Genomic DNA, 19,991 nt, shown 5'->3' on the forward strand with positions numbered 1-19,991 from the left:
TCTAGAGTCCGGGGAAAGGCAGGATTTTACCATGTACAAGGCCATTGGGTCGCGGGGATCCCGGGTCAGCCGCGTTCTCTGGATGCTCGAGGAACTCGGGCAGCCCTATGAATTCGTCGAAGTCAAATTGCGCTCGCCGGAAGCCTATGCGCTCAATCCGTCGGGCAAGGTGCCGATCCTCATGGATGGCGAGCTGACGGTGACGGATTCGGCAGCGATCTGCGTCTACCTGGCCGACAAGCACGCCGACAGAGGGATGGGCGCCAATCCGGGTGTCGCCGGCCGTGCCGAGATGGATTCCTGGATGCATTTTGCCCAGAGCGAGTTCGAGGCGCCGCTGTGGAACAAATTGCGCCACCGCTTCCTGCTGCCGAAGGAGGTTCGGGTCGATGTCGGCCCTGCTGCGGCCTATGATTTCGCCTCGGAGGCCAAGGCGCTGGACCGCCGGCTGGGCGACAGGCCGTTTGCGCTCGGCGACCGGTTTTCCGCCGTCGACGTGCTGCTCGGCGACATGGGCGGCTGGGCCCGCGCCGGCAAATTCCCGATCGAGTCCGACCGCGTCAACGCCTATTTCGACCGCGTTCTGGCGCGGCCCGCCCGTGCGCGGGCACAAGCCAACGGAGGCTCCTTGAAATGAAGCTCAACCTCAACACCGACTTCACCAAATTCCCGCGCGCCGTCTCCGTGCTGCACGCAGGCAGTGTGGGATCCACAGCGCCCTCCGGCCAAGCGGTTCTCCCTCACGACGAGCGGCATCTGCGCCGCCGCGCCATCGAATTGTCCGACGGCAGCAAGGTACTGGTCGACCTGCCCGAGCCCGTCGCCCTGGACGACGGTGACCGGCTGGTGCTGGAGGACGGCCGCCACATCGAGATCCTGGCCGCGCCCGAAGAGGTCTACGACATCCGCGCCCGCGACGCCGTGCATCTGACCGAACTTGCCTGGCATATCGGCAACCGCCATCTCGCCGCAGGCATCGAGGCGGATCGCATCGTCATCCTGCGCGACCACGTCATCAAGGCGATGCTGGAGGGGCTCGGCGCCACGGTGCGCGAGGTCTCCGAGCCGTTCAAGCCGGTGCGCGGCGCCTATTCCGGGCATGACGGTGGACATGGCCATGATCACGGCCATGCGCACAGCCACGCGGAAGCGCATTCGCACGCGCACAGCGAATCGCATTCCCATTCGCACAGCCATTCTCACGACGGCCATCATCACGATCATGACTGACCAGCCCTCGAACATCGCCCTGCTGCGGCTGATGGCGTGGCTGTCGCCGGCCTTTCCGGTCGGCGGCTTTGCCTACAGCCACGGTCTCGAACGGGCGGTGCATGACGGGCTGGTTGCCGATGCCGGGAGCCTGGCCAACTGGTTGGGAACGCTGGTCGAGATGGGCTCGGGCTGGAACGATGCCGTGCTGTTTTCCGAGAGCTGGCGCCGCGCCCGCAACTCCGGCGATCTCGAAGAAATGGCCGCACTGGCCGAGGCGCTCGCCGGATCGCGGGAACGCCATACCGAGACCATGCTGCAAGGTGCCGCCTTCCTGAAAGCGGCCGCCGCCTGGCCCAATCCTGTGCTGGAACGCTTGCCGGCCGAATGCGCCTATTGCGTCGTCGTCGGCGCCATTGCCGGCGGCAACGGTATCGCGCTGCAGGACGCGCTGTCCGCCTTCCTGCAAGCCTTCTTCTCCAACCTCGTCCAGGCGGCGATCAGGCTGGGTGTCGTCGGCCAGAGCGAGGCCACCACGCTGCTGGCCGGTTTCGAGCCGCTGGCGATCTCGACCGCCGACCGCGCGTCCCGTTCGACAGTGGACGATCTCGGCGGCTGCGCCTTCGTCTCCGATGTCATGGCGATGAGGCACGAAACGCAATATTCGCGGCTGTTCCGTTCATGATCGCCCTCGCCTTTGTCCTCTCCTTCGTCCTGCTGCTGATCACGGCGCTGCATGTCTATTGGGGCATTGGTGGCATCTGGCCGGGTCGGGATGCGGCCTCTTGCGCCCGCGCGGTTGTCGGTTTTCGCGGCGTTGACGAAATGCCGACGCCCTTCGCCAGTTTCGCCGTTGCGGCCTGTCTTGGCCTGGCGACGCTGTGGCCGCTGGCGCTCATCGGCTTCTTTGCCTCGCCCTTCCCCAGGGAAGGCCTTGCGGCCACCTCGCTGCTCATCGGGCTGGTGTTTTTGGGGCGCGGTATTGCCGGCTTCACGCCGTGGTGGCGGCGGCTGGCGCCCGAGCAGCCTTTCGCCCGCCTCGATACCAGCTATTATTCGCCGCTCTGCCTGCTGATCGGGCTCGGCTTCGCTATCCTTGCCATCACGGAGTTTCCGGCATGACTCAAACCAACGGCCCTCTTCGCATCGGCATTGGCGGTCCTGTCGGCTCCGGCAAGACGACGCTCACCGAAAAACTCTGCAAGGCGCTGCGCGACGAGTTCTCCATCGCCGTCGTCACCAACGACATCTACACCAGAGAAGACGCCATGATGCTGGCCCGGCTACAGGCGCTGCCGGAGGAGCGCATCGTCGGCGTCGAGACCGGCGGCTGTCCGCACACCGCCATCCGCGAGGACGCTTCGATCAATTTGCAGGCGATCGCCGAACTCAACCGGAAATTCCCCGATCTCGACATCATCTTCATCGAATCCGGCGGCGACAACCTTGCCGCCACCTTCTCGCCGGATCTTGCGGACCTGACGCTCTATGTCATCTCGGTCTGCCAGGGCGAGGAAATCCCGAGGAAGGGCGGGCCGGCTATCACCCGCTCGGATTTCCTCATCATCAACAAGAGCGATCTGGCGCCCTATGTGAACGTCAACCTCGACGTCATGGAGAGCGACGCCGGCCGCATGCGTGGCAAGCGGCCGTTCGGTTTCACCGATCTGTCGCGCGGCAAAGGGTTGCAGGACGTCATCGATTTCATCGTCGAGCATGGCGGGCTCAGGGCCGCGACCGCCGCCAGCACCGCAGCCTGATAGACAAGAAAGCTTCCTCCTGCACCAACCGAAACCCGTTGCGGGCCGCCGTGGGTCACGGCATTCTGGCCAAAACCGGAGGATTTTCGATGAGCATCGCCCGCCTGCAGAAGGAAACGCTGAGCAACCTGCCCTTCTACGAGGAGCGCGTCGATCTCGCCTGCGCCTTCCGCTGGACGGCGCGACTCAACATGCATGAGGCGGTGGCCAATCATTTCTCGCTGGCGGTCAACGGCGACGGCACCCAGTTCCTGATGAACCCCAACCAGGTGCATTTCTCGCGCATCAAGGCGAGCGACCTGTTGATGATCGACGCCAACGATCCCAGCACGCTTTCCGGCCCCAATGCGCCAGACCCGACGGCCTGGGGCCTGCACGGCGCCATTCATCGCAATGTGCCGCATGCGCGCTGCGTCATGCATGTCCATTCGATCCATGCCACGGTGCTGGCCTCGCTCGCCGACTCGACATTGCCGCCGATCGACCAGAACTCGGCGATGTTCTTCAACCGCCATGTCGTCGACGCGCATTATGGCGGGCTGGCTTTCGAGGAGGAGGGCGAGCGCTGCTCGCAGCTTCTCACCGATCCCAAGGTCAAGGTGATGGTGATGGGCAATCACGGCGTGCTGGTGATCGGCGACACGGTGGCCGACGCCTTCAACCGCATGTTCTATTTCGAGCGTGCGGCCGAGACCTACATCAAGGCGCTGTGGACCGGCCGCCCGCTGCGCACGCTGTCCGATGCCATCGCCGAGAAGACGGCGAGCGAGATGGACGACTATCCCGGCCAGGCCGAACGCCATCTCAGCGAGCTGAAGGCGATCCTCGACGAGGAAGAGCCGGTTTACCGGAATTAAGACTTACAGCCCAATCTCTCTACGCAATTCCTCGGCGCTGTTGATGACGATGGCGCCGGGCGGTCCTTCCATCGGCTTTTCCGGCCAGAAGATCGTCTTCATGCCCGCCGCCAGACCCGCCATGGCGCCCGGCCAGCTGTCGTCGACCGCCACCGCGCGCGCGGGATCGACATCGGCCAGATAGGCGGCGCGCAAGAAGGGTTCGGCGTGCGGCTTGCCATCGCGCACATCGTTGCGGCTGACCGTCTTCATGCCGGGATAGACAAGGCCGACCATGCGCAGATTGGCGTCGACGATCATCCGGTCCGAATTGGAGACCACCGCCTGCTGCACGCCAAGCGCTCGTAATTCGTTGAAGACCTCGATCGCGCCGGGGCGCGGCTTCAGGCCTTCGACCAGCGGCAGATAATGCTCGTATTTGCGCATGATCCAATCGTCGAAGGGAAGATCGAGGCCGAACTCGTCGCGCATCATCTCGTAGACCGGCCAGGCGGCGACACCGAGCACACGCTCATGCAGGTCGGCGGGCGGCTTGAGGCCGACACTGCGCATTGCCGCCACAAGGGCCGCCTCGTGCAGCGGTTCGCTGTCGACCAGCGTGCCGTCCATGTCCCAGAAAACCGCCTTCGGTGTCATGCAGTGCTCCTTTTGCGATCCCCTTAAAGGGTTTGCGCCGGGAGATAAACCGTCAGGATCACAGAAGGCGGCCGTGACTGGAACCGAAGCTGGCTTGCTCTGCGCGGTCAGAGATTGTCGGTGGGACAATCTCAATCTCGCAGCTGCGAACAATTGCTCTTGATATTGACAATTGCGCAGGACGCCGTTCCCTGCGAAACTAAGAGTGGACCGCCTTGATAGCCGGCGGCCTTGGGAGGCAGGACGTGAATACCCGGCAGGATGGCGGCAGCAACAGGCTGGACGATGCGGCGCGCGCCGGCTGGCTCTATTATGTTGCCGGCAACACACAGGACCAGATCGCCGCCACGCTCGGCATTTCGCGGCAGACGGCGCAGCGCCTGGTGTCGCTGGCGGTGTCGGAAGGCTTGATCAAGGTCCGTGTCGATCATCCGATCGCCAACTGTCTCGACCTCGCGGCCCGGCTGAGATCGCGCTTCGCGCTCGATTTGGTCGAGGTGGTGCCGAGCGATCCGAATTCATCCTCCACCACCATCGGCATCGCCGAGGCGGCGGCCGCCGAGATTGAGCGGCGGCTGCGCTCTCCGACGCCAATCGTCATGGGCATCGGCACCGGGCGCACGCTGAAGGCGGCGATCGAGCAATTGCCGCCGATGGAATGTCCGCAGCACAAGGTGGTGTCCTTGACCGGCAACATTTCTCCGGACGGTTCGGCCGCCTTCTACAACGTCATCTTCACCATGGCCGACCGGGTCAAGGCGCGCTCCTTCCCGATGCCGCTGCCGGTCATCGCCTCCTCGCCGCAGGAGCGCGAGATGCTGCTCAACCAGCCGATGATCCAGCCGACGCTGGCGCTTGCGGCGGAAGCCGACGTCACCTTCATCGGTATTGGCGACCTCGGTCCGAAGGCACCGCTCTATGAGGACGGTTTCATTTCCGAAAGCGAGCTGAAAGCCCTGCAGAAGGCTGGCGGCATCGCCGAGATCGTCGGCTGGGTGTTCGATCGCGATGGCCGCATGATCGAGGGCATCACCAACGACCGGGTATCGTCGGCTTCGCTGCCGTCGCGCGAGAAATCGCTGGTCATCGCGCTGGCCATGGGTGAGCGCAAGCTGCCGGGAATCCTGGCGGCCGTGAACCGCCGGCTGGTCAATGGCCTCATCACCGATGAGCGGACAGCGACCGCTTTGCTGGCCGGCATCTGACCGCAGACCCTGCCAGGTGCGGCAGCGGCGACTGCTTTTTGCGATAAAGCCGACAAGTCTATCGGTGCCGGCCGAAAGGGTCATTGCCATCGAGGAAACCGACGTCGCGCTGCAGATGCGGCGACAGATCCCTGATGTCGAGATGCGCCCTTTTCCTGATCACCAACCAGCCGAATCCGTCCGTAAGCCACGAAATCCAGAGGTGATCCGGAGCGGGAGTGCATTTTTGCTGCGCCATGGTCATGATCGTGAACCTTCGCTATCGTGAACCCAATGACGGGTTGACACTGAATGTCGGTCTTGCCGGCCGGCTTTGCCAATCGAACGTCGATAAGGACCCATAAGGAGCCTTTATGCCTGACCTCAGCTCGCCGCATGTTTCGCAACTCCCGCCGCTGCAGGCGATCCGGGTGTTCGAAGCGGTGGCGCGGCATCTTTCCTTCACCAAGGCGGCGGTGGAACTCGCCATGACACAGGCCGCCGTCAGCTATCAGATCAAGGTGCTGGAAGAACGTGTCGGGTCACCGCTGTTCCTGCGCCGGCCGCGGCAGATCGAGCTGACCGAAGCCGGCCAGCGCCTTGCGCCGGCGGTCAGCGAGGCCTTTGCCATTCTCAGCCAGGCCTATGCCGCCGCGCGTGGCGGCGCGGACGGGCTATTGTGCGTCACCACGGTGCTGACTTTCGCCTCGAACTGGCTGGCGCATCATCTGGGCTCGTTCCAGATGGCCCATCCAGCCCTTGCCGTGCGGCTCGAAACATCGAGCCGGCTGACGGATTTCGCCCGCGAGGATGTCGATCTCGCCATCCGTTCGGGCGGCGGCAAATGGCCAGGACTGGAAGCCCACAAGCTGCTCGATGCCGATTTCACGCCGATGCTGAGCCCGAAGCTCGCGGCGAGCATCGGCGGCATCAAGGAGCCGGCCGACCTGTTGCGGCTGCCGATCCTCGATCCCGGCGACATCTGGTGGACGCAATGGTTCGAGACCGCCGGCGTGCATGCGCACGACCTTGCCAAGCGGCCCGGCAGCAGCATGGGCGCGCAGGCCTATGAGGCCAATGCCGCCATAGCAGGCCACGGCGTGGCGATCCTGACCCGGGCGCTGTTCAAGGCGGAACTCGCCGATGGCCGCCTGATCCAGCCTTTCGACCTGGTCGGCGACGATGGCCATGCCTACTGGCTGGTCTATCCCGAAGCGCGCCGCAATGTGCCGAAGATCCGCGCCTTCCGCGACTGGCTGCTGGCCGAGATCGCCTGCTGAGAGGCGCTTTTCACTCGATCCAAGCCTCCACGCCCTCCCTATCCCGTCGCCTGATATCCGGCACGCGGGCTGCTTGTCGTCGGTCTATCGGCTGGCCGAGTGCTGCGCTGCAGCATCGAATCCGGCTTGACATAATTCACGGCAAGTGAGTAATTGCTCATAGCCAAGGCAAATGCTCATCTTGGTTCATGGGAGGAATTTGATGAAACTGCGCACGCTCACCCTGGGCTTGTTGTCGGCCAGCGCTCTCGCTTTTGCCGCACATGCCGAATCCATCACCATCGCCACCGTCAACAATGGCGATATGGTCCGCATGCAGAAGCTGACCGAAGACTTCACAAAGGCGAACCCCGACATCCAGCTCAACTGGGTCACACTCGAAGAGAACGTGCTGCGCGAGCGCGTTACCACCGACATCGCCACCAAGGGTGGCCAGTATGACGTGATGACCATCGGCACCTACGAAGTGCCGATCTGGGCCAAGCAGAGCTGGCTTTTGCCGCTCGACAAGCTCGGCGACGACTATGACGCCAAGGACATCATCCCGGCCATTGCCGGCGGCCTTTCGGTCGACGGCAAGCTCTATGCCGCGCCCTTCTACGGCGAAAGCTCCTTCGTCATGTACCGCAAGGATTTGATGGAGAAGGCCGGGCTGAAGATGCCAGACGCACCGACCTGGGACTTCATCAAGCAGGCCGCCGACAAGATGACCGACCGCGCCAACGGCGTGAACGGCGTGTGCCTGCGCGGCAAGGCCGGCTGGGGCGAGAACATGGCCTTCCTGACCGCCATGTCGAACTCCTTCGGCGCCCGCTGGTTCGATGAGAACTGGAAGCCGCAGTTCGACCAGCCCGAGTGGAAGAACACGCTGCAGTTCTATGTCGACCTGATGAAGGCCGACGGTCCGGAAGGCGCATCCTCCAACGGCTTCAACGAAAACCTGGCGCTGTTCCAGCAGGGCAAGTGCGGCATGTGGATCGACGCCACCGTCGCGGCATCCTTCGTTTCGGACCCGAAGAACTCGACCGTCGCCGACAAGGTCGGCTATGCGCTGGCGCCCGACAATGGCCTGGGCAAGCGCGGCAACTGGCTGTGGGCATGGTCACTGGCCATTCCGGCGGGCACCAAGAAGGCCGACGCCGCCGAGAAGTTCGTGTCCTGGGCGACCAGCAAGCATTACGCCGAACTCGTTGCTTCGAAGGAAGGCTGGGCCAACGTTCCTCCGGGCACGCGTTCCTCGCTCTACGCCAATGCCGAGTACCAGAAGGCGGCTCCGTTCGCCAAGATGACGCTGGACTCGATCAACGCCGCCGACCCGACGCATCCGACCGTCAAGCCGGTGCCCTATGTCGGCGTCCAGTTCGTCGCCATCCCTGAGTTCCAGGGTCTTGGCACCACTGTCGGCCAGCTCTTCTCGGCGGCTCTTGCCGGCCAGTCGAGCGTCGACGATGCGCTGAAGCAGGCCCAGGACGCTGCCACCGCGGCAATGACCGAAGGCGGGTATATCAAGTAAGGCTCCTCCCGGTGCCGAATGCCGGTCGCGCACCATGACCGGCAGTGGCCGCCCGAGTCCCAGTTCGGGCGGCCATCTTCACAATCCTGGAATTTCTGGCACAACTCTAAAAATCCAGCTGACCTTTGGAGGGTGACCGTCATGGCTACTCAGCAGACCCGTTCGCTTGCCCGTTTCATGATGGCGCCATCCGTCGTGCTGCTGTTCGTCTGGATGATCGTGCCGCTGGTCATCACGCTGTGGTTCTCCTTCCAGCAGTACAATCCGCTCAACCCGATCCGCGACGGCTTCGTTGGTTTCTCCAACTACGCGCTGTTCTATTCCAACCCCGCCTTCCTGCAATCGATCCTCAACACCTTGATCCTGGTGGTCAGCGTTCTGTTGATCACAGTGATCGGCGGCATCCTGCTGGCGCTTTTGATCGATCAGCCGATGTGGGGACAGGGGATCGTGCGCATCCTCGTCATTTCACCGTTCTTCGTCATGCCGCCGGTAGCCGCATTGGTTTGGAAGAACATGATCATGCACCCGCAATACGGGGTGTTCGCCGACATAGCGCGCTTCTTCGGGGCGCAACCGATCGACTGGTTCGGGCAACATCCGATGACGGCGATCATCATCATCGTCGCCTGGCAGTGGCTGCCTTTCGCGACATTGATCCTGTTGACCGCGCTGCAATCGCTCGACGGCGAACAGAAGGAAGCCGCCGAAATGGACGGCGCCGGCTTCATCAGCCGCTTCATCTATCTGACGCTGCCGCACATGTCGCGCGCCATCACCGTCGTCATCCTGATCCAGACCATCTTCCTGCTCTCGGTCTATGCCGAGATCCTGGTCACCACCAATGGCGGCCCCGGCTATGCCTCCACCAACCTGCCCTTCCTCGTCTATCAGAAGGCACTGCTCGAGTTCAAAATCGGCCAGGCATCCGCGGGCGGTGTGATCGCCGTCATTCTCGCCAACATCGTCGCCTTCTTCGCCATGCGCGCGGTCGGCAAGAACCTCGACAAGTAAGGGAGGATAAGATGGCACGTGCAGTCACCACCCAACACAAGGTCATTGCGACAGGCGCTGCCTGGATCGTTGCCCTGCTGATCTTCTTCCCGATCCTCTACACGATCATCACCTCATTCAAGTCGGAACAGGAGGCGATCCAGGGCTTTGCCCTGATCCCGTCTGGGACATTCGAGAGCTATACCGAGGTTCAGGCGCAGAGCGGCTACTTCAAGTTCTTCTTCAATTCGGTGCTGCTCTCGGTCGGCTCGACCATCCTGGCCCTGCTGGTCGCCATTCCGGCGGCATGGTCGATGGCGTTCTCGCCGACCAAGCGGACCAAGGACATATTGATGTGGATGCTGTCCACCAAGATGATGCCGGCGGTCGCGGTGCTGTTCCCGATCTACCTCATCTTCCGCGACACCGGCCTGCTCGACAGCCGCGTCGGCCTGATGGTCATGCTGATGCTGATCAACCTGCCGATCGTGGTGTGGATGCTCTACACCTACTTCCGCGAGATCCCCGGCGAGATCCTGGAGGCGGCGCGCATGGACGGCGCATCGCTGTGGAACGAGATCATCTATGTGCTGACGCCGATGGCGGTGCCCGGCATTGCCTCGACCATGCTGTTGAACATCATCCTGGCCTGGAACGAGGCGTTCTGGACGATCCGCCTGACCACCACGGATGCCGCTCCGCTCACCGCCTTCATCAGTTCGTTCTCCAGCCCGCAAGGCCTGTTCTGGGCCAAGCTTTCGGCCGCCTCGACGCTGGCGATCGCGCCAATCCTGATCATGGGGTGGTTCAGCCAGAAGCAGCTGGTGCGCGGCCTGACCTTTGGCGCCGTGAAGTAATACCGCCGCACGCAACCGACGACGGACAATAACCCCTCGGGGAGGAAACCATGGGAAACATCACGCTCAAGAACGTCTCCAAGTCCTTCGGGGCGACGTCTATCATCCCCGGCCTCGACCTGGTGATCGAGAATGGCGAGTTCGTCGTCTTCGTCGGCCCGTCGGGTTGCGGCAAGTCCACGCTGCTGCGGCTGATCGCCGGGCTGGAGGACACCAGCGGCGGCAGCATCAACATCGATGGCCGTGATGTCACCGGCGAAGCGCCGGCCAAACGCAAGCTCGCCATGGTGTTCCAGTCCTACGCGCTCTATCCGCACATGACGGTGGCCAAGAACATCGGCTTCCCGCTGAAGATGGCCGGTGAAGACAAGGCCACCATCGACAAGAAGGTGGCAGACGCGGCGCGGGTGCTCAACCTCACCAACTACCTGGAACGCCGGCCTGGCCAGCTTTCCGGCGGCCAGCGCCAGCGCGTCGCCATCGGTCGTGCCATCGTGCGTCAGCCGACCGCCTTCCTGTTCGACGAACCGCTGTCCAACCTCGACGCCGCCTTGCGTGGCACGATGCGGCTGGAGATCAGCGAGCTGCATCATCAGCTCAAGACCACCATGATCTACGTCACCCACGACCAGGTCGAGGCCATGACCATGGCCGACAAGATCGTGGTGCTGAATGCCGGCAATATCGAGCAGGTCGGCTCGCCGATGGAACTCTACAAGACGCCGAAGAACCTGTTCGTCGCCGGCTTCATCGGCTCGCCAAAGATGAACCTCATCGAAGGCGCGCCGGCGGCCAAATACGGCGCCAAGACCATCGGCATCCGTCCGGAACACATGGAAATCTCGACCACGGCGGGCGAATGGAAAGCCACCGTCGGCGTTGCCGAGCATCTGGGCTCCGACACGTTCCTGCACGTTCAAGCTGACGGCGTCGGGCCGCTGACGGTGCGCGCCGATGGCGAGCTCGCCGTCCATCACGGCGACACCATCTATCTGACGCCCGACAAGGCCAAGCTGCATCGCTTCGGTGCCGACGGAAAGGCAATGTGAGCATGCGCCTGGCCGGCAAATCGGCGCTGATCACCGGTTCGGCGCGGGGCATCGGCAGGGCCTTTGCCGAAGCCTATGTGCGCGAAGGCGCCACGGTTGCCATTGCCGACATCAACCTTGAGGCCGCGCAAAAGACCGCCTCCGAGATCGGCGCCAATGCCTATGCCGTCAAACTCGATGTTACCGATCAGGTCTCCATCGACGCCGCGGTGAAGGCGGTGGAGAGCAAGGCTGGCGGCCTCGACATCCTGATCAACAACGCGGCTCTGTTCGACCTGGCGCCGATCGTCGAGATCTCGCGGGCAAGCTACGAGAAACTGTTCTCCGTCAATGTCGCCGGCACGCTGTTCATGCTGCAAGCGGCCGCCCGCTCGATGATCGCGCGGGGCAAGGGCGGCAGGATCATCAACATCGCAAGCCAGGCAGGCCGGCGCGGCGAGCCGCTGGTCGGCGTCTACTGCGCCACCAAGGCCGCCGTCATCTCGCTGACCCAGTCGGCGGGCCTCGACCTGATCAAGCACCGCATCAACGTCAACGGTATCGCACCCGGGGTCGTGGACAGCGATATGTGGGATGAGGTCGATTCGCTGTTCGCCAAATACGAGAACCGGCCGAAGGGCGAGAAGAAGAGACTGGTTGGCGAGGGCGTGCCTTACGGCCGGATGGGCAAACCGGAGGACCTCGCCGGCATGGCAGTGTTCCTGGCCAGCGCCGACGCCGAATACATCGTCGCCCAGACCTACAATGTCGATGGCGGCCAGTGGATGAGTTGAGGGGGACGGCCTCTGCTTCTCGTTCCTCCGCGGGGAGCAGAGGCCAACATCAGAGGCATGTGCCGTCCCTTAGCCTCTCCCGACAGAACGGGGAGAGGCGGAGTTAAAGAGGCCGTAGACCGGCCAAAGGGTAAAACAGATGACCGTGAAACTCTCTTCCGCCACTCTCGCCAACCTCCCCGCCAAGGTCGCGGGTCCGAAATACGACCGTGCCAGGCTGAAGGCCGGCATCGTGCATTTCGGCGTCGGCAATTTCCATCGCTCGCACCAGGCCGTCTATCTCGACGATCTGTTCAATGCAGGTATCGGCCATGACTGGGCGCTGGTCGGCGCCGGCGTGTTCGAGGGCGAGAAGATCGGTCGCGGCAAGCTCGAAGAGCAGGACTGGCTGACCACGGTGGTCGAGCAGGATGACGGCCATATGAGCGCACGCGTTACCGGCGCGATGATCGACTTCCTGATGCCGGGCGATGCGGCCGGCATCATCGATCGCCTGGCCGATCCTGCAATCAGGATCGTGTCGCTGACCATCACCGAAGGCGGCTATTTCATCGATCCGGCGTCGGGCGTCTTCAACCCCGCCCATCCCGACATCGTCGCCGACGCCCAACCGGGGGCCACCCCAAAGACGGTGTTCGGCATCATCCTCGCCGGACTGGTGCGCCGGCGCGACGAAGGCACCGTGCCGTTCACCGTGATGTCCTGCGACAACATCCCTCACAACGGCCATGTCACCTCGGATGGCGTCATCGGTCTGGCGCGGCTGATCGACGAGGATCTGGCCAGCTGGGTTAGCGACCATGTCGCCTTTCCCAATGGCATGGTGGATCGCATCACGCCTGCCACCACCGACCGCGAGCGCGGCATCCTGGCCAAGGATTTCGGCGTCGAGGACGCCTGGCCGGTGTTCTGCGAGCCGTTCCGGCAATGGGTGCTGGAGGACCGTTTCACCGATGGCCGTCCGCCGCTGGAAAAGGTCGGCGTGCAGTTCGTCAAGGACGTCGCCCCCTACGAATTGATGAAGATCCGCATCCTCAATGGCGGCCATGCCACCATTGCCTATCCGGCCGGGCTGATGGACATCCATTTCGTGCATGAGGCAATGCAGGAGCCGCTGGTGCGCGGCTTTCTCCACAAGCTCGAGCATGACGAGATCATCCCGACGGTGCCGCCGGTGCCGGACACGGTGCTGGAGGATTATTACCAGCTCATCGAGAAGCGCTTCTCCAATCCCAAGATTGGCGACACCGTCCGCCGGCTCTGCCTCGACGGCTCCAACCGCCAGCCGAAATTCATCATCCCGACCATCGCCGACCGGCTGAAGGCCGGAAAAGGTGTTGCCGGCCTGGCGCTGGAATCAGCACTTTGGTGCCGCTACTGCTTCGGCACGACCGACAGCGGCGCCGTCATCGAACCCAACGACCCGAGCTGGGACCGGCTGCAGGCGACGGCAAGGGCGGCAAACGACGCCCCCGCCGCCTGGCTCGCCATGGAGGACATCTATGGCGATGTCGGCCGCGCCACAGCCTTCGTCGAGGCCTTCGGCCATGCGCTCAACGTGCTGTGGGCGAATGGCGCGCGCGCCACGCTGACCCGCTACATCGCCGGCAAGCTCTGAGAGCTATCAGCCATCATGACGCCTGAACTGGTCATCTTCGACTGCGACGGCGTGCTGGTCGACAGCGAAGCGCTCTCCGTCTCGGCGCTCCTCGGCATGATCGAACTTGCCGGCGGCAGCGTCAGCGAGGACGCCGCCTACGAGCATTTCCTCGGCAGGAGCATGAAAAGCGTGCGCGAGATCCTTGGCCGCGACTTCGGCCTGGAGATCACCGATCAGCATCTGACCGCGATGCGCGTCGACCTGATGCAAAAGTTCCGCGAGGAGCTGAGGCCGATTCCCGGCATCAAGGAAATGTTGCCGAAGCTTGGCCTGCCGTTCTGTGTCGCCTCCTCCGGCACGCTGGAACGCATCCGCTATGCGCTCGACGTCACCGGCCTGCTCGGGTTGATGGAACCGCATCTGTTCAGCGCCGTCATGGTCGCCAAGGGAAAGCCGGCGCCCGACCTTTTCCTGCATGCCGCCGCCAGCATGCGGGCGCATCCGCGCAAATGCCTCGTCATCGAGGACAGCCCGGCCGGTGTCGCGGCGGCGCGCGCGGCGGGCATGCGCGTCTTTGCCTTCACCGGTGGCGCACACGCCGGCAACCCCGCACTGAAAGCGCGGCTTGCGTCGAGTGAACCGGACTTTATATTCGCTGACATGCTGCAATTGCCCGATCTGATTGCAGGCCTGGGAGCGAGAGTTAGAGCATCTTGACGAAACAGTTTGTTTGCGCGGTCGATGTCGGCACCGGGAGCGCTCGCGCGGGCATTCTCGACGCCAATGGTACCTTGCTCGGCCGCGCCGATCGGCCGATCGCCATGAACCAGCCAAAGCCCGATCACGCCGAGCATGATTCGCGCGATATCTGGTCGGCCGTCTGCGCCGCCGTGCGCGCCGCCCGCGAAAAGGCCGGCGTCGCGGCACAGGACATTGTCGGCATCTCCTTTGATGCCACCTGCTCGCTTGTTGTCCGAAACCGGCAAGGCGATCAGCTCAGCGTCTCGACCAGCGGCGACAAGCGTTGGGATACCATCGTCTGGCTCGACCACCGCGCCATTGCCGAAGCCGACGAATGCACAGAGAGCAGCCACGAGGTGCTCAACTATATTGGCGGCGTGATGTCGCCGGAGATGGCGACGCCGAAGCTGATGTGGCTGAAGCGCAATCTGCCTGATACCTGGAAGGAAGCCGGCTATCTATTCGACCTGGCCGATTTCCTGACCTGGCAGGCAACCGGTTCGCTGGCACGTTCGCAATGCACGCTGACCGCCAAATGGACTTATCTGGCGCATGAGGAAAGCGCCTGGCAGCGCGATTTCTTCGAAATCGTCGGTCTCGGCGATCTCTTCGAGCACGGCAATCTGCCGGAGCGGGCCAGCCCGGTCGGCGCCGACATTGGTCCGCTGACGGCGCAAGCGGCGGCGGAGCTCGGCCTGAGCGAAAACTGCCGGGTCGGCGCCGGGGTCATCGATGCCTATGCCGGCGCGCTTGGCGTGCTTGGCGGCTTTGCCGGCGACGAGCAGGATATCGGCCGGCATCTGGCGCTGATCGCGGGCACGTCGAGCTGCGTGATGGCGATGTCGCCCGACCCGCAGCCTTTCGCCGGGGTCTGGGGTCCCTATTACGGCGCGGCGCTGCCGAAGCTGTGGCTGTCGGAAGGCGGCCAGTCGGCCACCGGCGCCCTGCTCGACCACATCATCCGCTGGCACGGCGCCGGCGGCGAGCCGGATGCCGCGATGCATGCCAAGATCGCCCGGCGTGTCGCCGAACTGCGCGCCACCGAGGGCGAGAACCTCGCCGCACGGCTGCATGTGCTGCCGGACTTTCACGGCAACCGCTCGCCGCTTGCCGACCCGCATGCCGTCGGCGTCGTCAGCGGGCTGACGCTGGATTCCTCCTTCGACAGCCTGTGCAAGCTCTACTGGCGCACCGCCGTCGGCATCGCGCTCGGAGTGCGCCATGTGCTGGAGGCGCTGAACGAGAACGGCTACCTGATCGACACGCTGCATGTCACCGGCGGCCACACCAAGAACCCGCTGCTGATGGAGCTCTACGCCGACGCCACCGGCTGCACGGTGGTCGAGCCGCTGGCCGATGAAGCGGTGCTGCTCGGCACTGGCATGGTGGCTGCCACCGCCGCCGGGCTTTTCCCCGACCTCAACGCCGCCTGCCTTGCCATGCAGCAAGGCGGTAAGGCGCGCGCCGCCAACCCGGCTGCCGGCGCCCGCTTCGATCGCGATTACCGGATTTTCCTGGAAATGCATCGCCAGCGCCAGGCGCTCGACGCGATCCGGTAGGCCTTTTTGCCTACTGCTTGCGCAGCGACGCGCCCGACGTCGCGTCGAACAAATGAATGCTTTCTTCCTCGAACGTGTAGCGGACAGGAGCATTCAGCACGGGGCATTCGCGTGCCGGAACCAGCGCGCTGATCTCCTTGCCACCGGAGCCGAATGTCACCAGCGCATCATTGCCGTGGAATTCGATGAGATCGGCGGTGCCTTGCAGGATGCTCGCGGCGCCGGCGACGGCTGTCTTCAGGTCCGGTGGCCTGATGCCCAGCACCGCGCGGTCGCCATGCTGGAGATGGAAGGCCGAGCCGTCTATCGAAAGCACCGTTCCGGCGCCGGTCAGCGTCCAGCCGTCCCCTTTCCGACCAACCGTCACCTCGACAAAATTCATATTCGGCGTGCCGATGAAGCCGGCCACGAACATGTTGGCGGGCCGCAGATAGATCTCAGCCGGCGCGCCGATCTGCTCGATGACACCGTCCTTGAGCAGCACGATGCGGTCGGCGAGCGTCATCGCCTCCAGCTGATCATGGGTGACGTAGACGGTCGTGGTCTTCAGCGACTGGTGCAGGCGCGCGATCTCGACGCGCATATGGTTGCGCAGCTTGGCGTCGAGATTGGACAGGGGCTCGTCGAACAGGAACACTTTCGGCGTCTTGATCATGGCACGGGCAATGGCCACGCGCTGCTGCTGGCCGCCGGACAACTCTGCGGGCTTGCGGCCGAGATAGGGCTCCAGTCCGAGCGTCCTCGACACCGCTTCGACACGCTTCTGGATCTCGGCCGCCGGCACCTTCTGCCGCCGCAGCCCGAAGGCAATGTTGTCGAAGATCGTCATGTGCGGATAGAGCGCGTAGTTCTGGAACACCATGGCGATGCCGCGGTCACCCGGATCGAGGTCGTTGACCACCTTGCCGCCGATCGAGACCTCGCCGCCGCTGATGTCCTCCAGCCCCGCCAGCATGCGCAGCAAGGTCGACTTGCCGCAGCCGGACGGGCCAAGGAACACGACGAATTCATGCTCCTCTATACTGAGGTTGAGGTCGCGGATGACTGACGTGGCGCCGTAGGCCTTGTCGACATGGGAGCAAACAATCGCGGACATGATTATCCCTTGTCGCCAGCGAGCAGGATCTGCAGCTTGACGTCTTCCGGCTTGCCTTGGGCAGCCCGCTCGAATGCCTCGATGCTGTCGGAGAAGTCATAGGTGCCGGTGATCAGCGGCTTGAGGTCGACCTTGCCGGAGGCGATCAGTTGCAAGGCGCGGTCGAAGATGTTGGCGTAGCGGAACACCGTCTCGATGCGCACCTCCTTCGAGATCGCCGCCGGCACGTTGAGGACCACCGGCTCCACCGGCAGCCCGACCAGCACTACCGCGCCGCCGGGCCGCACGACGTCGAACAGGTTGGCGAAGGCCTTCGGGCTGCCGCTGGCCTCGAAGACGATGTCGGCACCCCATTTGTCGGTCGCGGCAGCGACCGCATCGGCCAGCGACTGCTCGCCGATATTGACCGGCACGATGCCGGCATATTGCGCGGCGATCTTCAGCTTGGGCGCGGAAAAATCGGAAATCAGCACTTTCGAGCAGCCGCCGGCAAGCGCGGCAAGCGCGATCATGATGCCGATCGGGCCGCAGCCGACGACGACGGCGACATCGCCCGGAACGATGCGGGCGCGGCTTGCCGCCTGCATGCCAATGGCAAAGGGCTCGACCATCGCGCCCTCGGCGAAGGAGACATTGTCCGGCAGTTTGTAGGTGAAGGCGGCGGGATGCACTGCATAGGGCGCGAGCACGCCATGCACCGGCGGCGTTGCCCAGAAACTGACGTCAGGGTCGACATTGTAGATGCCGAGCTTTGTCGCCCGCGACGACAGGTTCGGCACGCCCGGCTCCATGCAGACGCGGTCGCCGACCTTGAACGTCTCGACATTGGCGCCGGTCTCGATCACCGTTCCCGCGGCTTCGTGGCCGAGCACCATTGGCGCGCGCACGACATAGCTGCCGATGGCGCCATGGGTGTAATAGTGCACGTCGCTGCCGCAGACGCCGACCGTGTGGATGGCGATCTTGACATCGTCCGGCCCGACATCGAGCGGCAACGCGATCTCGCGTAGCGACAGTTCGCCTTTTTTCTCAAGCACCAGTGCCCGCATCGGGAAATCCTCACATCAAGTCTTCTTTTGCCGGAAAACGGAATTCAGGAAGCCACTCAGCACGCCGAGGAACAGCAGCGGCGGCAGCGACAGCAGCACGACCGAGGCGTTGAGAATACCCCACGGCACATTCATGCCTTGCTGGGAGAGTTCCGAGGCGACGATCGGCAAGGTCTTGGCGTTGGAGCTCGACAGCATCAGCGCAATCAGGAACTCGTTCCAGACCAGCACGAAGCTGAAGGCAACCGCCCCTGCCAGGGAGCGGGCGGCGACAGGCAACGCGATGCGCCAGAACACCGAATAGGCACCATAGCCGTCGACGAAGGCGGCTTCCTCGATCTCCTTCGGCACGCTTTGGAAGGCGGGGATGGCGAGCCACATGATCACCGAGATGGTGAGCAGCGAATAGGTGATGATCAGCGCCGGCAAAGTGTCGTAGAGGCCGACCTGCAGCCAGATCACCATCAGCGGGATGGCCACCGCCACAGGCGGCAGGAAGCGCAGCGACAGCACGAAGAACTGGATGTCGCCGGCCCAGCGGTTGGGATAGCGGGCCACCGCGTACGCCGCGGGCAGGCCGAGCACGACACCGATCAGCACGGCCGAGCCGCAAGCGACGACCGAGTTGTAGAGCCCGGTGAGCACGCTGTCGCGGCCGAGGATGTAGCTGATGTTGGCCCATGTCGGCGTGAACACCAGGCGCGGCACGCGGGTGATGATGTCGACATTGTTCTTCAGCGCATTGAGCGCGGTCCACAGCAGCGGAAACACCGCCATGAAGCCGGCAAATGCCAGCACGATCCTGCCGATCAGCCGGCCCGGCCTCATGCCTGCACCCGCTTCCACAGCATGGTGAAGGTGATGACGGTGGCGATCATCATCAGCACGGCCATGGCCGAGGCGTAGGAGACCTTGCCGGACTCGATGAAGCCTTGCGAGAAGGCGTACATATCGAGCGTTTCGGTGGCCACGCCCGGTCCGCCGCGGGTCATCACATAGATGAGGTCGAAGGAGCGCAGCGATTCGATCATCTTGACGAACATCAGGCTGATCAATGGCGCCTTCAGCATCGGCAAGGTGACATACGCATGGATCTGCCAGCGTTTGGCGTGGTCGAGCCGCGCCGCCTCGATCGGCTGCGGCGGCAGGGTTTCGAGCAGCTTCAGCACGATGACGGCGAAGAACAGCCCCCATTGCCAGACATCGACCGAAGCGACGGCGAACAAGGCCGTCGCCGGCTTGGACAGCGGGTCGAAGATCAGCCCGCCGGTGAGCATTCGGTAGGGATAGGTGGCGATGCCGTAGAGCGGGTGATAGGCGAACTTCCAGACGAAGGCCGCCGAGACGCGGGGCAACAGCACCGGGATGATGAACAGCAGGCAGTAGACATTGCGCCGGCGTGGGCCGGCGACCTCGAACATCAGCACGCCGAGCCCGATCGCCACCACCATGGTCGCGACAACGGTGACGATCTCCCATTTCACCGACACCCAGACCGCATTAAGGAAACGGCGGTCGAGGAACAGGTCGGCGAAGTTCGAAAGCCAGACCCAGGAATAGTCAGGCGTGCTCAACTCGCGATTCTGCAGGGCGATGACAATGGCGTAGAGCGTCGGCACCATCGACAGCACCAGAAGGATGGCGATGGTCGGAGCGACGAAGGTGACTGGGAGCGACGTGCGTCGGGCCATCGGCATCTATCCTCGCTTGCGTCTCGATCGTGTCGGCATGATTTCTAACTCTTTGTTTTGACGCAATTCCGGACGGAAAACCGATCACACTTTTCCTGGAATTGCTCTAGGGAGCAAAGTCCCCGTGGCGCGCAGGTCCCGGCA

The 19,991-nt window shown here is 63.7% G+C and carries 22 protein-coding genes; 16 read left to right on the forward strand and 6 right to left on the reverse strand.

What is annotated here, in order from left to right; all coding sequences use genetic code 11:
* Positions 1-31 precede the first annotated feature (31 nt).
* From AC04SF_RS13340 to AC04SF_RS13365, 6 genes are all read left to right on the forward strand, one after another.
* Complete coding sequence (locus AC04SF_RS13340; protein ID WP_488478174.1) at positions 32-637, forward strand: glutathione S-transferase family protein; 606 nt, start codon at positions 32-34, stop codon at positions 635-637.
* Entirely contained in the window at positions 634-1,230 is a 597-nt protein-coding gene (gene ureE, locus AC04SF_RS13345) for an urease accessory protein UreE (RefSeq protein WP_488478175.1), read from the forward strand. Before AC04SF_RS13340 ends, ureE begins: the two co-directional genes overlap by 4 nt.
* Positions 1,223-1,894 carry an urease accessory protein UreF gene (locus tag AC04SF_RS13350; RefSeq protein ID WP_488478176.1) on the forward strand — a complete coding sequence of 224 codons (672 nt, stop codon included), beginning with the start codon at positions 1,223-1,225 and terminating at the stop codon, positions 1,892-1,894. Before ureE ends, AC04SF_RS13350 begins: the two co-directional genes overlap by 8 nt.
* Positions 1,891-2,331 (forward strand): DUF3995 domain-containing protein, encoded by a 441-nt coding sequence (locus AC04SF_RS13355; protein ID WP_488478177.1) that lies wholly within the window; start codon positions 1,891-1,893, stop codon positions 2,329-2,331. The genes AC04SF_RS13350 and AC04SF_RS13355 overlap by 4 nt, the downstream gene beginning before the upstream one ends.
* The gene (gene ureG, locus AC04SF_RS13360) at positions 2,328-2,969 is read left to right on the forward strand and encodes an urease accessory protein UreG (protein WP_488478178.1); all 642 of its coding nucleotides are present in this window, start codon (positions 2,328-2,330) and stop codon (positions 2,967-2,969) included. Before AC04SF_RS13355 ends, ureG begins: the two co-directional genes overlap by 4 nt.
* Positions 2,970-3,058: 89 nt before the next feature.
* Positions 3,059-3,826 carry a class II aldolase and adducin N-terminal domain-containing protein gene (locus tag AC04SF_RS13365; protein ID WP_488478179.1) on the forward strand — a complete coding sequence of 256 codons (768 nt, stop codon included), beginning with the start codon at positions 3,059-3,061 and terminating at the stop codon, positions 3,824-3,826.
* A 3-nt stretch (positions 3,827-3,829) separates the two neighbouring features.
* On the opposite strand, the gene AC04SF_RS13370 is transcribed toward AC04SF_RS13365, so the two are convergent.
* On the reverse strand, positions 3,830-4,462 hold the full coding sequence (locus AC04SF_RS13370; protein WP_488478180.1) for an HAD family hydrolase: 633 nt from the start codon (positions 4,460-4,462) through the stop codon (positions 3,830-3,832).
* 245 nt (positions 4,463-4,707) lie between these two features.
* Between AC04SF_RS13370 and AC04SF_RS13375 the strand changes: the two genes are divergently transcribed.
* The gene (locus tag AC04SF_RS13375; RefSeq protein ID WP_488478181.1) at positions 4,708-5,667 is read left to right on the forward strand and encodes a sugar-binding transcriptional regulator; all 960 of its coding nucleotides are present in this window, start codon (positions 4,708-4,710) and stop codon (positions 5,665-5,667) included.
* A 58-nt stretch (positions 5,668-5,725) separates the two neighbouring features.
* Here the strand turns inward: AC04SF_RS13375 and AC04SF_RS13380 are convergent, their stop codons facing one another.
* A complete protein-coding gene (locus AC04SF_RS13380) occupies positions 5,726-5,911 on the reverse strand; it encodes a hypothetical protein (RefSeq protein ID WP_488478182.1) in 186 nt (61 codons plus the stop codon).
* Positions 5,912-6,020: 109 nt separating this feature from the next.
* On the opposite strand from AC04SF_RS13380, the gene gcvA reads away from it, so the two are divergent.
* The 9 genes from gcvA to AC04SF_RS13425 all read left to right on the forward strand — a co-directional run bounded on the left by gcvA (position 6,021) and on the right by AC04SF_RS13425 (position 16,011).
* A complete protein-coding gene (gene gcvA, locus AC04SF_RS13385; protein ID WP_488478183.1) occupies positions 6,021-6,926 on the forward strand; it encodes a transcriptional regulator GcvA in 906 nt (301 codons plus the stop codon).
* A 202-nt stretch (positions 6,927-7,128) separates the two neighbouring features.
* Positions 7,129-8,439: an ABC transporter substrate-binding protein gene (locus AC04SF_RS13390; protein ID WP_095203035.1), complete on the forward strand. Its 1,311-nt coding sequence runs from the start codon at positions 7,129-7,131 to the stop codon at positions 8,437-8,439.
* 141 nt (positions 8,440-8,580) lie between these two features.
* The gene (locus tag AC04SF_RS13395) at positions 8,581-9,453 is read left to right on the forward strand and encodes a carbohydrate ABC transporter permease (RefSeq protein WP_096452548.1); all 873 of its coding nucleotides are present in this window, start codon (positions 8,581-8,583) and stop codon (positions 9,451-9,453) included.
* An 11-nt stretch (positions 9,454-9,464) separates the two neighbouring features.
* Positions 9,465-10,289 (forward strand): carbohydrate ABC transporter permease, encoded by an 825-nt coding sequence (locus AC04SF_RS13400; protein WP_096452546.1) that lies wholly within the window; start codon positions 9,465-9,467, stop codon positions 10,287-10,289.
* Between the two features lie 50 nt (positions 10,290-10,339).
* The gene (locus AC04SF_RS13405) at positions 10,340-11,338 is read left to right on the forward strand and encodes an ABC transporter ATP-binding protein (protein ID WP_488478184.1); all 999 of its coding nucleotides are present in this window, start codon (positions 10,340-10,342) and stop codon (positions 11,336-11,338) included.
* Positions 11,339-11,340: 2 nt separating this feature from the next.
* A complete protein-coding gene (locus AC04SF_RS13410) occupies positions 11,341-12,111 on the forward strand; it encodes an L-iditol 2-dehydrogenase (RefSeq protein WP_488478600.1) in 771 nt (256 codons plus the stop codon).
* A gap of 139 nt (positions 12,112-12,250) precedes the next feature.
* Complete coding sequence (locus AC04SF_RS13415) at positions 12,251-13,729, forward strand: mannitol dehydrogenase family protein (RefSeq protein WP_488478185.1); 1,479 nt, start codon at positions 12,251-12,253, stop codon at positions 13,727-13,729.
* A 15-nt stretch (positions 13,730-13,744) separates the two neighbouring features.
* Entirely contained in the window at positions 13,745-14,428 is a 684-nt protein-coding gene (locus AC04SF_RS13420) for an HAD-IA family hydrolase (protein WP_488478186.1), read from the forward strand.
* Positions 14,425-16,011 (forward strand): FGGY-family carbohydrate kinase, encoded by a 1,587-nt coding sequence (locus AC04SF_RS13425; RefSeq protein WP_488478187.1) that lies wholly within the window; start codon positions 14,425-14,427, stop codon positions 16,009-16,011. The genes AC04SF_RS13420 and AC04SF_RS13425 overlap by 4 nt, the downstream gene beginning before the upstream one ends.
* A 10-nt stretch (positions 16,012-16,021) precedes the next feature.
* Here AC04SF_RS13425 and AC04SF_RS13430 read toward each other — a convergent pair whose 3' ends face one another.
* The 4 genes from AC04SF_RS13430 to AC04SF_RS13445 are packed head-to-tail and all read right to left on the reverse strand — an operon-like array spanning position 16,022 to position 19,847.
* Positions 16,022-17,107: an ABC transporter ATP-binding protein gene (locus tag AC04SF_RS13430; RefSeq protein WP_488478188.1), complete on the reverse strand. Its 1,086-nt coding sequence runs from the start codon at positions 17,105-17,107 to the stop codon at positions 16,022-16,024.
* Positions 17,108-17,109: 2 nt separating this feature from the next.
* Positions 17,110-18,156 (reverse strand): NAD(P)-dependent alcohol dehydrogenase, encoded by a 1,047-nt coding sequence (locus AC04SF_RS13435; RefSeq protein ID WP_488478189.1) that lies wholly within the window; start codon positions 18,154-18,156, stop codon positions 17,110-17,112.
* A gap of 15 nt (positions 18,157-18,171) precedes the next feature.
* Positions 18,172-18,984 carry a carbohydrate ABC transporter permease gene (locus tag AC04SF_RS13440; protein ID WP_488478190.1) on the reverse strand — a complete coding sequence of 271 codons (813 nt, stop codon included), beginning with the start codon at positions 18,982-18,984 and terminating at the stop codon, positions 18,172-18,174.
* The gene (locus AC04SF_RS13445) at positions 18,981-19,847 is read right to left on the reverse strand and encodes a carbohydrate ABC transporter permease (RefSeq protein ID WP_488478191.1); all 867 of its coding nucleotides are present in this window, start codon (positions 19,845-19,847) and stop codon (positions 18,981-18,983) included. The genes AC04SF_RS13440 and AC04SF_RS13445 overlap by 4 nt, the downstream gene beginning before the upstream one ends.
* Between the last annotated feature and the right edge of the window lie 144 nt (positions 19,848-19,991).

Source organism: Mesorhizobium sp. CNPSo 4671, from assembly GCF_057784245.1.

Bases quoted from the DNA above. Each gene is read 5' to 3' on its own strand.
- AC04SF_RS13405 (WP_488478184.1), top strand. From the start codon at position 10,340: ATGGGAAACATCACGCTCAAGAACGTCTCCAAGTCCTTCGGGGCGACG.
- AC04SF_RS13430 (WP_488478188.1), bottom strand. From the start codon at position 17,107: ATGTCCGCGATTGTTTGCTCCCATGTCGACAAGGCCTACGGCGCCACG.
- AC04SF_RS13395 (WP_096452548.1), top strand. From the start codon at position 8,581: ATGGCTACTCAGCAGACCCGTTCGCTTGCCCGTTTCATGATGGCGCCA.
- AC04SF_RS13370 (WP_488478180.1), bottom strand. From the start codon at position 4,462: ATGACACCGAAGGCGGTTTTCTGGGACATGGACGGCACGCTGGTCGAC.
- AC04SF_RS13410 (WP_488478600.1), top strand. From the start codon at position 11,341: ATGCGCCTGGCCGGCAAATCGGCGCTGATCACCGGTTCGGCGCGGGGC.
- AC04SF_RS13435 (WP_488478189.1), bottom strand. From the start codon at position 18,156: ATGCGGGCACTGGTGCTTGAGAAAAAAGGCGAACTGTCGCTACGCGAG.
- AC04SF_RS13400 (WP_096452546.1), top strand. From the start codon at position 9,465: ATGGCACGTGCAGTCACCACCCAACACAAGGTCATTGCGACAGGCGCT.
- AC04SF_RS13355 (WP_488478177.1), top strand. From the start codon at position 1,891: ATGATCGCCCTCGCCTTTGTCCTCTCCTTCGTCCTGCTGCTGATCACG.
- AC04SF_RS13380 (WP_488478182.1), bottom strand. From the start codon at position 5,911: ATGACCATGGCGCAGCAAAAATGCACTCCCGCTCCGGATCACCTCTGG.
- AC04SF_RS13340 (WP_488478174.1), top strand. From the start codon at position 32: ATGTACAAGGCCATTGGGTCGCGGGGATCCCGGGTCAGCCGCGTTCTC.
- AC04SF_RS13440 (WP_488478190.1), bottom strand. From the start codon at position 18,984: ATGAGGCCGGGCCGGCTGATCGGCAGGATCGTGCTGGCATTTGCCGGC.
- AC04SF_RS13415 (WP_488478185.1), top strand. From the start codon at position 12,251: ATGACCGTGAAACTCTCTTCCGCCACTCTCGCCAACCTCCCCGCCAAG.
- gcvA (WP_488478183.1), top strand. From the start codon at position 6,021: ATGCCTGACCTCAGCTCGCCGCATGTTTCGCAACTCCCGCCGCTGCAG.
- AC04SF_RS13365 (WP_488478179.1), top strand. From the start codon at position 3,059: ATGAGCATCGCCCGCCTGCAGAAGGAAACGCTGAGCAACCTGCCCTTC.
- ureE (WP_488478175.1), top strand. From the start codon at position 634: ATGAAGCTCAACCTCAACACCGACTTCACCAAATTCCCGCGCGCCGTC.
- AC04SF_RS13445 (WP_488478191.1), bottom strand. From the start codon at position 19,847: ATGGCCCGACGCACGTCGCTCCCAGTCACCTTCGTCGCTCCGACCATC.
- AC04SF_RS13390 (WP_095203035.1), top strand. From the start codon at position 7,129: ATGAAACTGCGCACGCTCACCCTGGGCTTGTTGTCGGCCAGCGCTCTC.
- AC04SF_RS13420 (WP_488478186.1), top strand. From the start codon at position 13,745: ATGACGCCTGAACTGGTCATCTTCGACTGCGACGGCGTGCTGGTCGAC.
- ureG (WP_488478178.1), top strand. From the start codon at position 2,328: ATGACTCAAACCAACGGCCCTCTTCGCATCGGCATTGGCGGTCCTGTC.
- AC04SF_RS13350 (WP_488478176.1), top strand. From the start codon at position 1,223: ATGACTGACCAGCCCTCGAACATCGCCCTGCTGCGGCTGATGGCGTGG.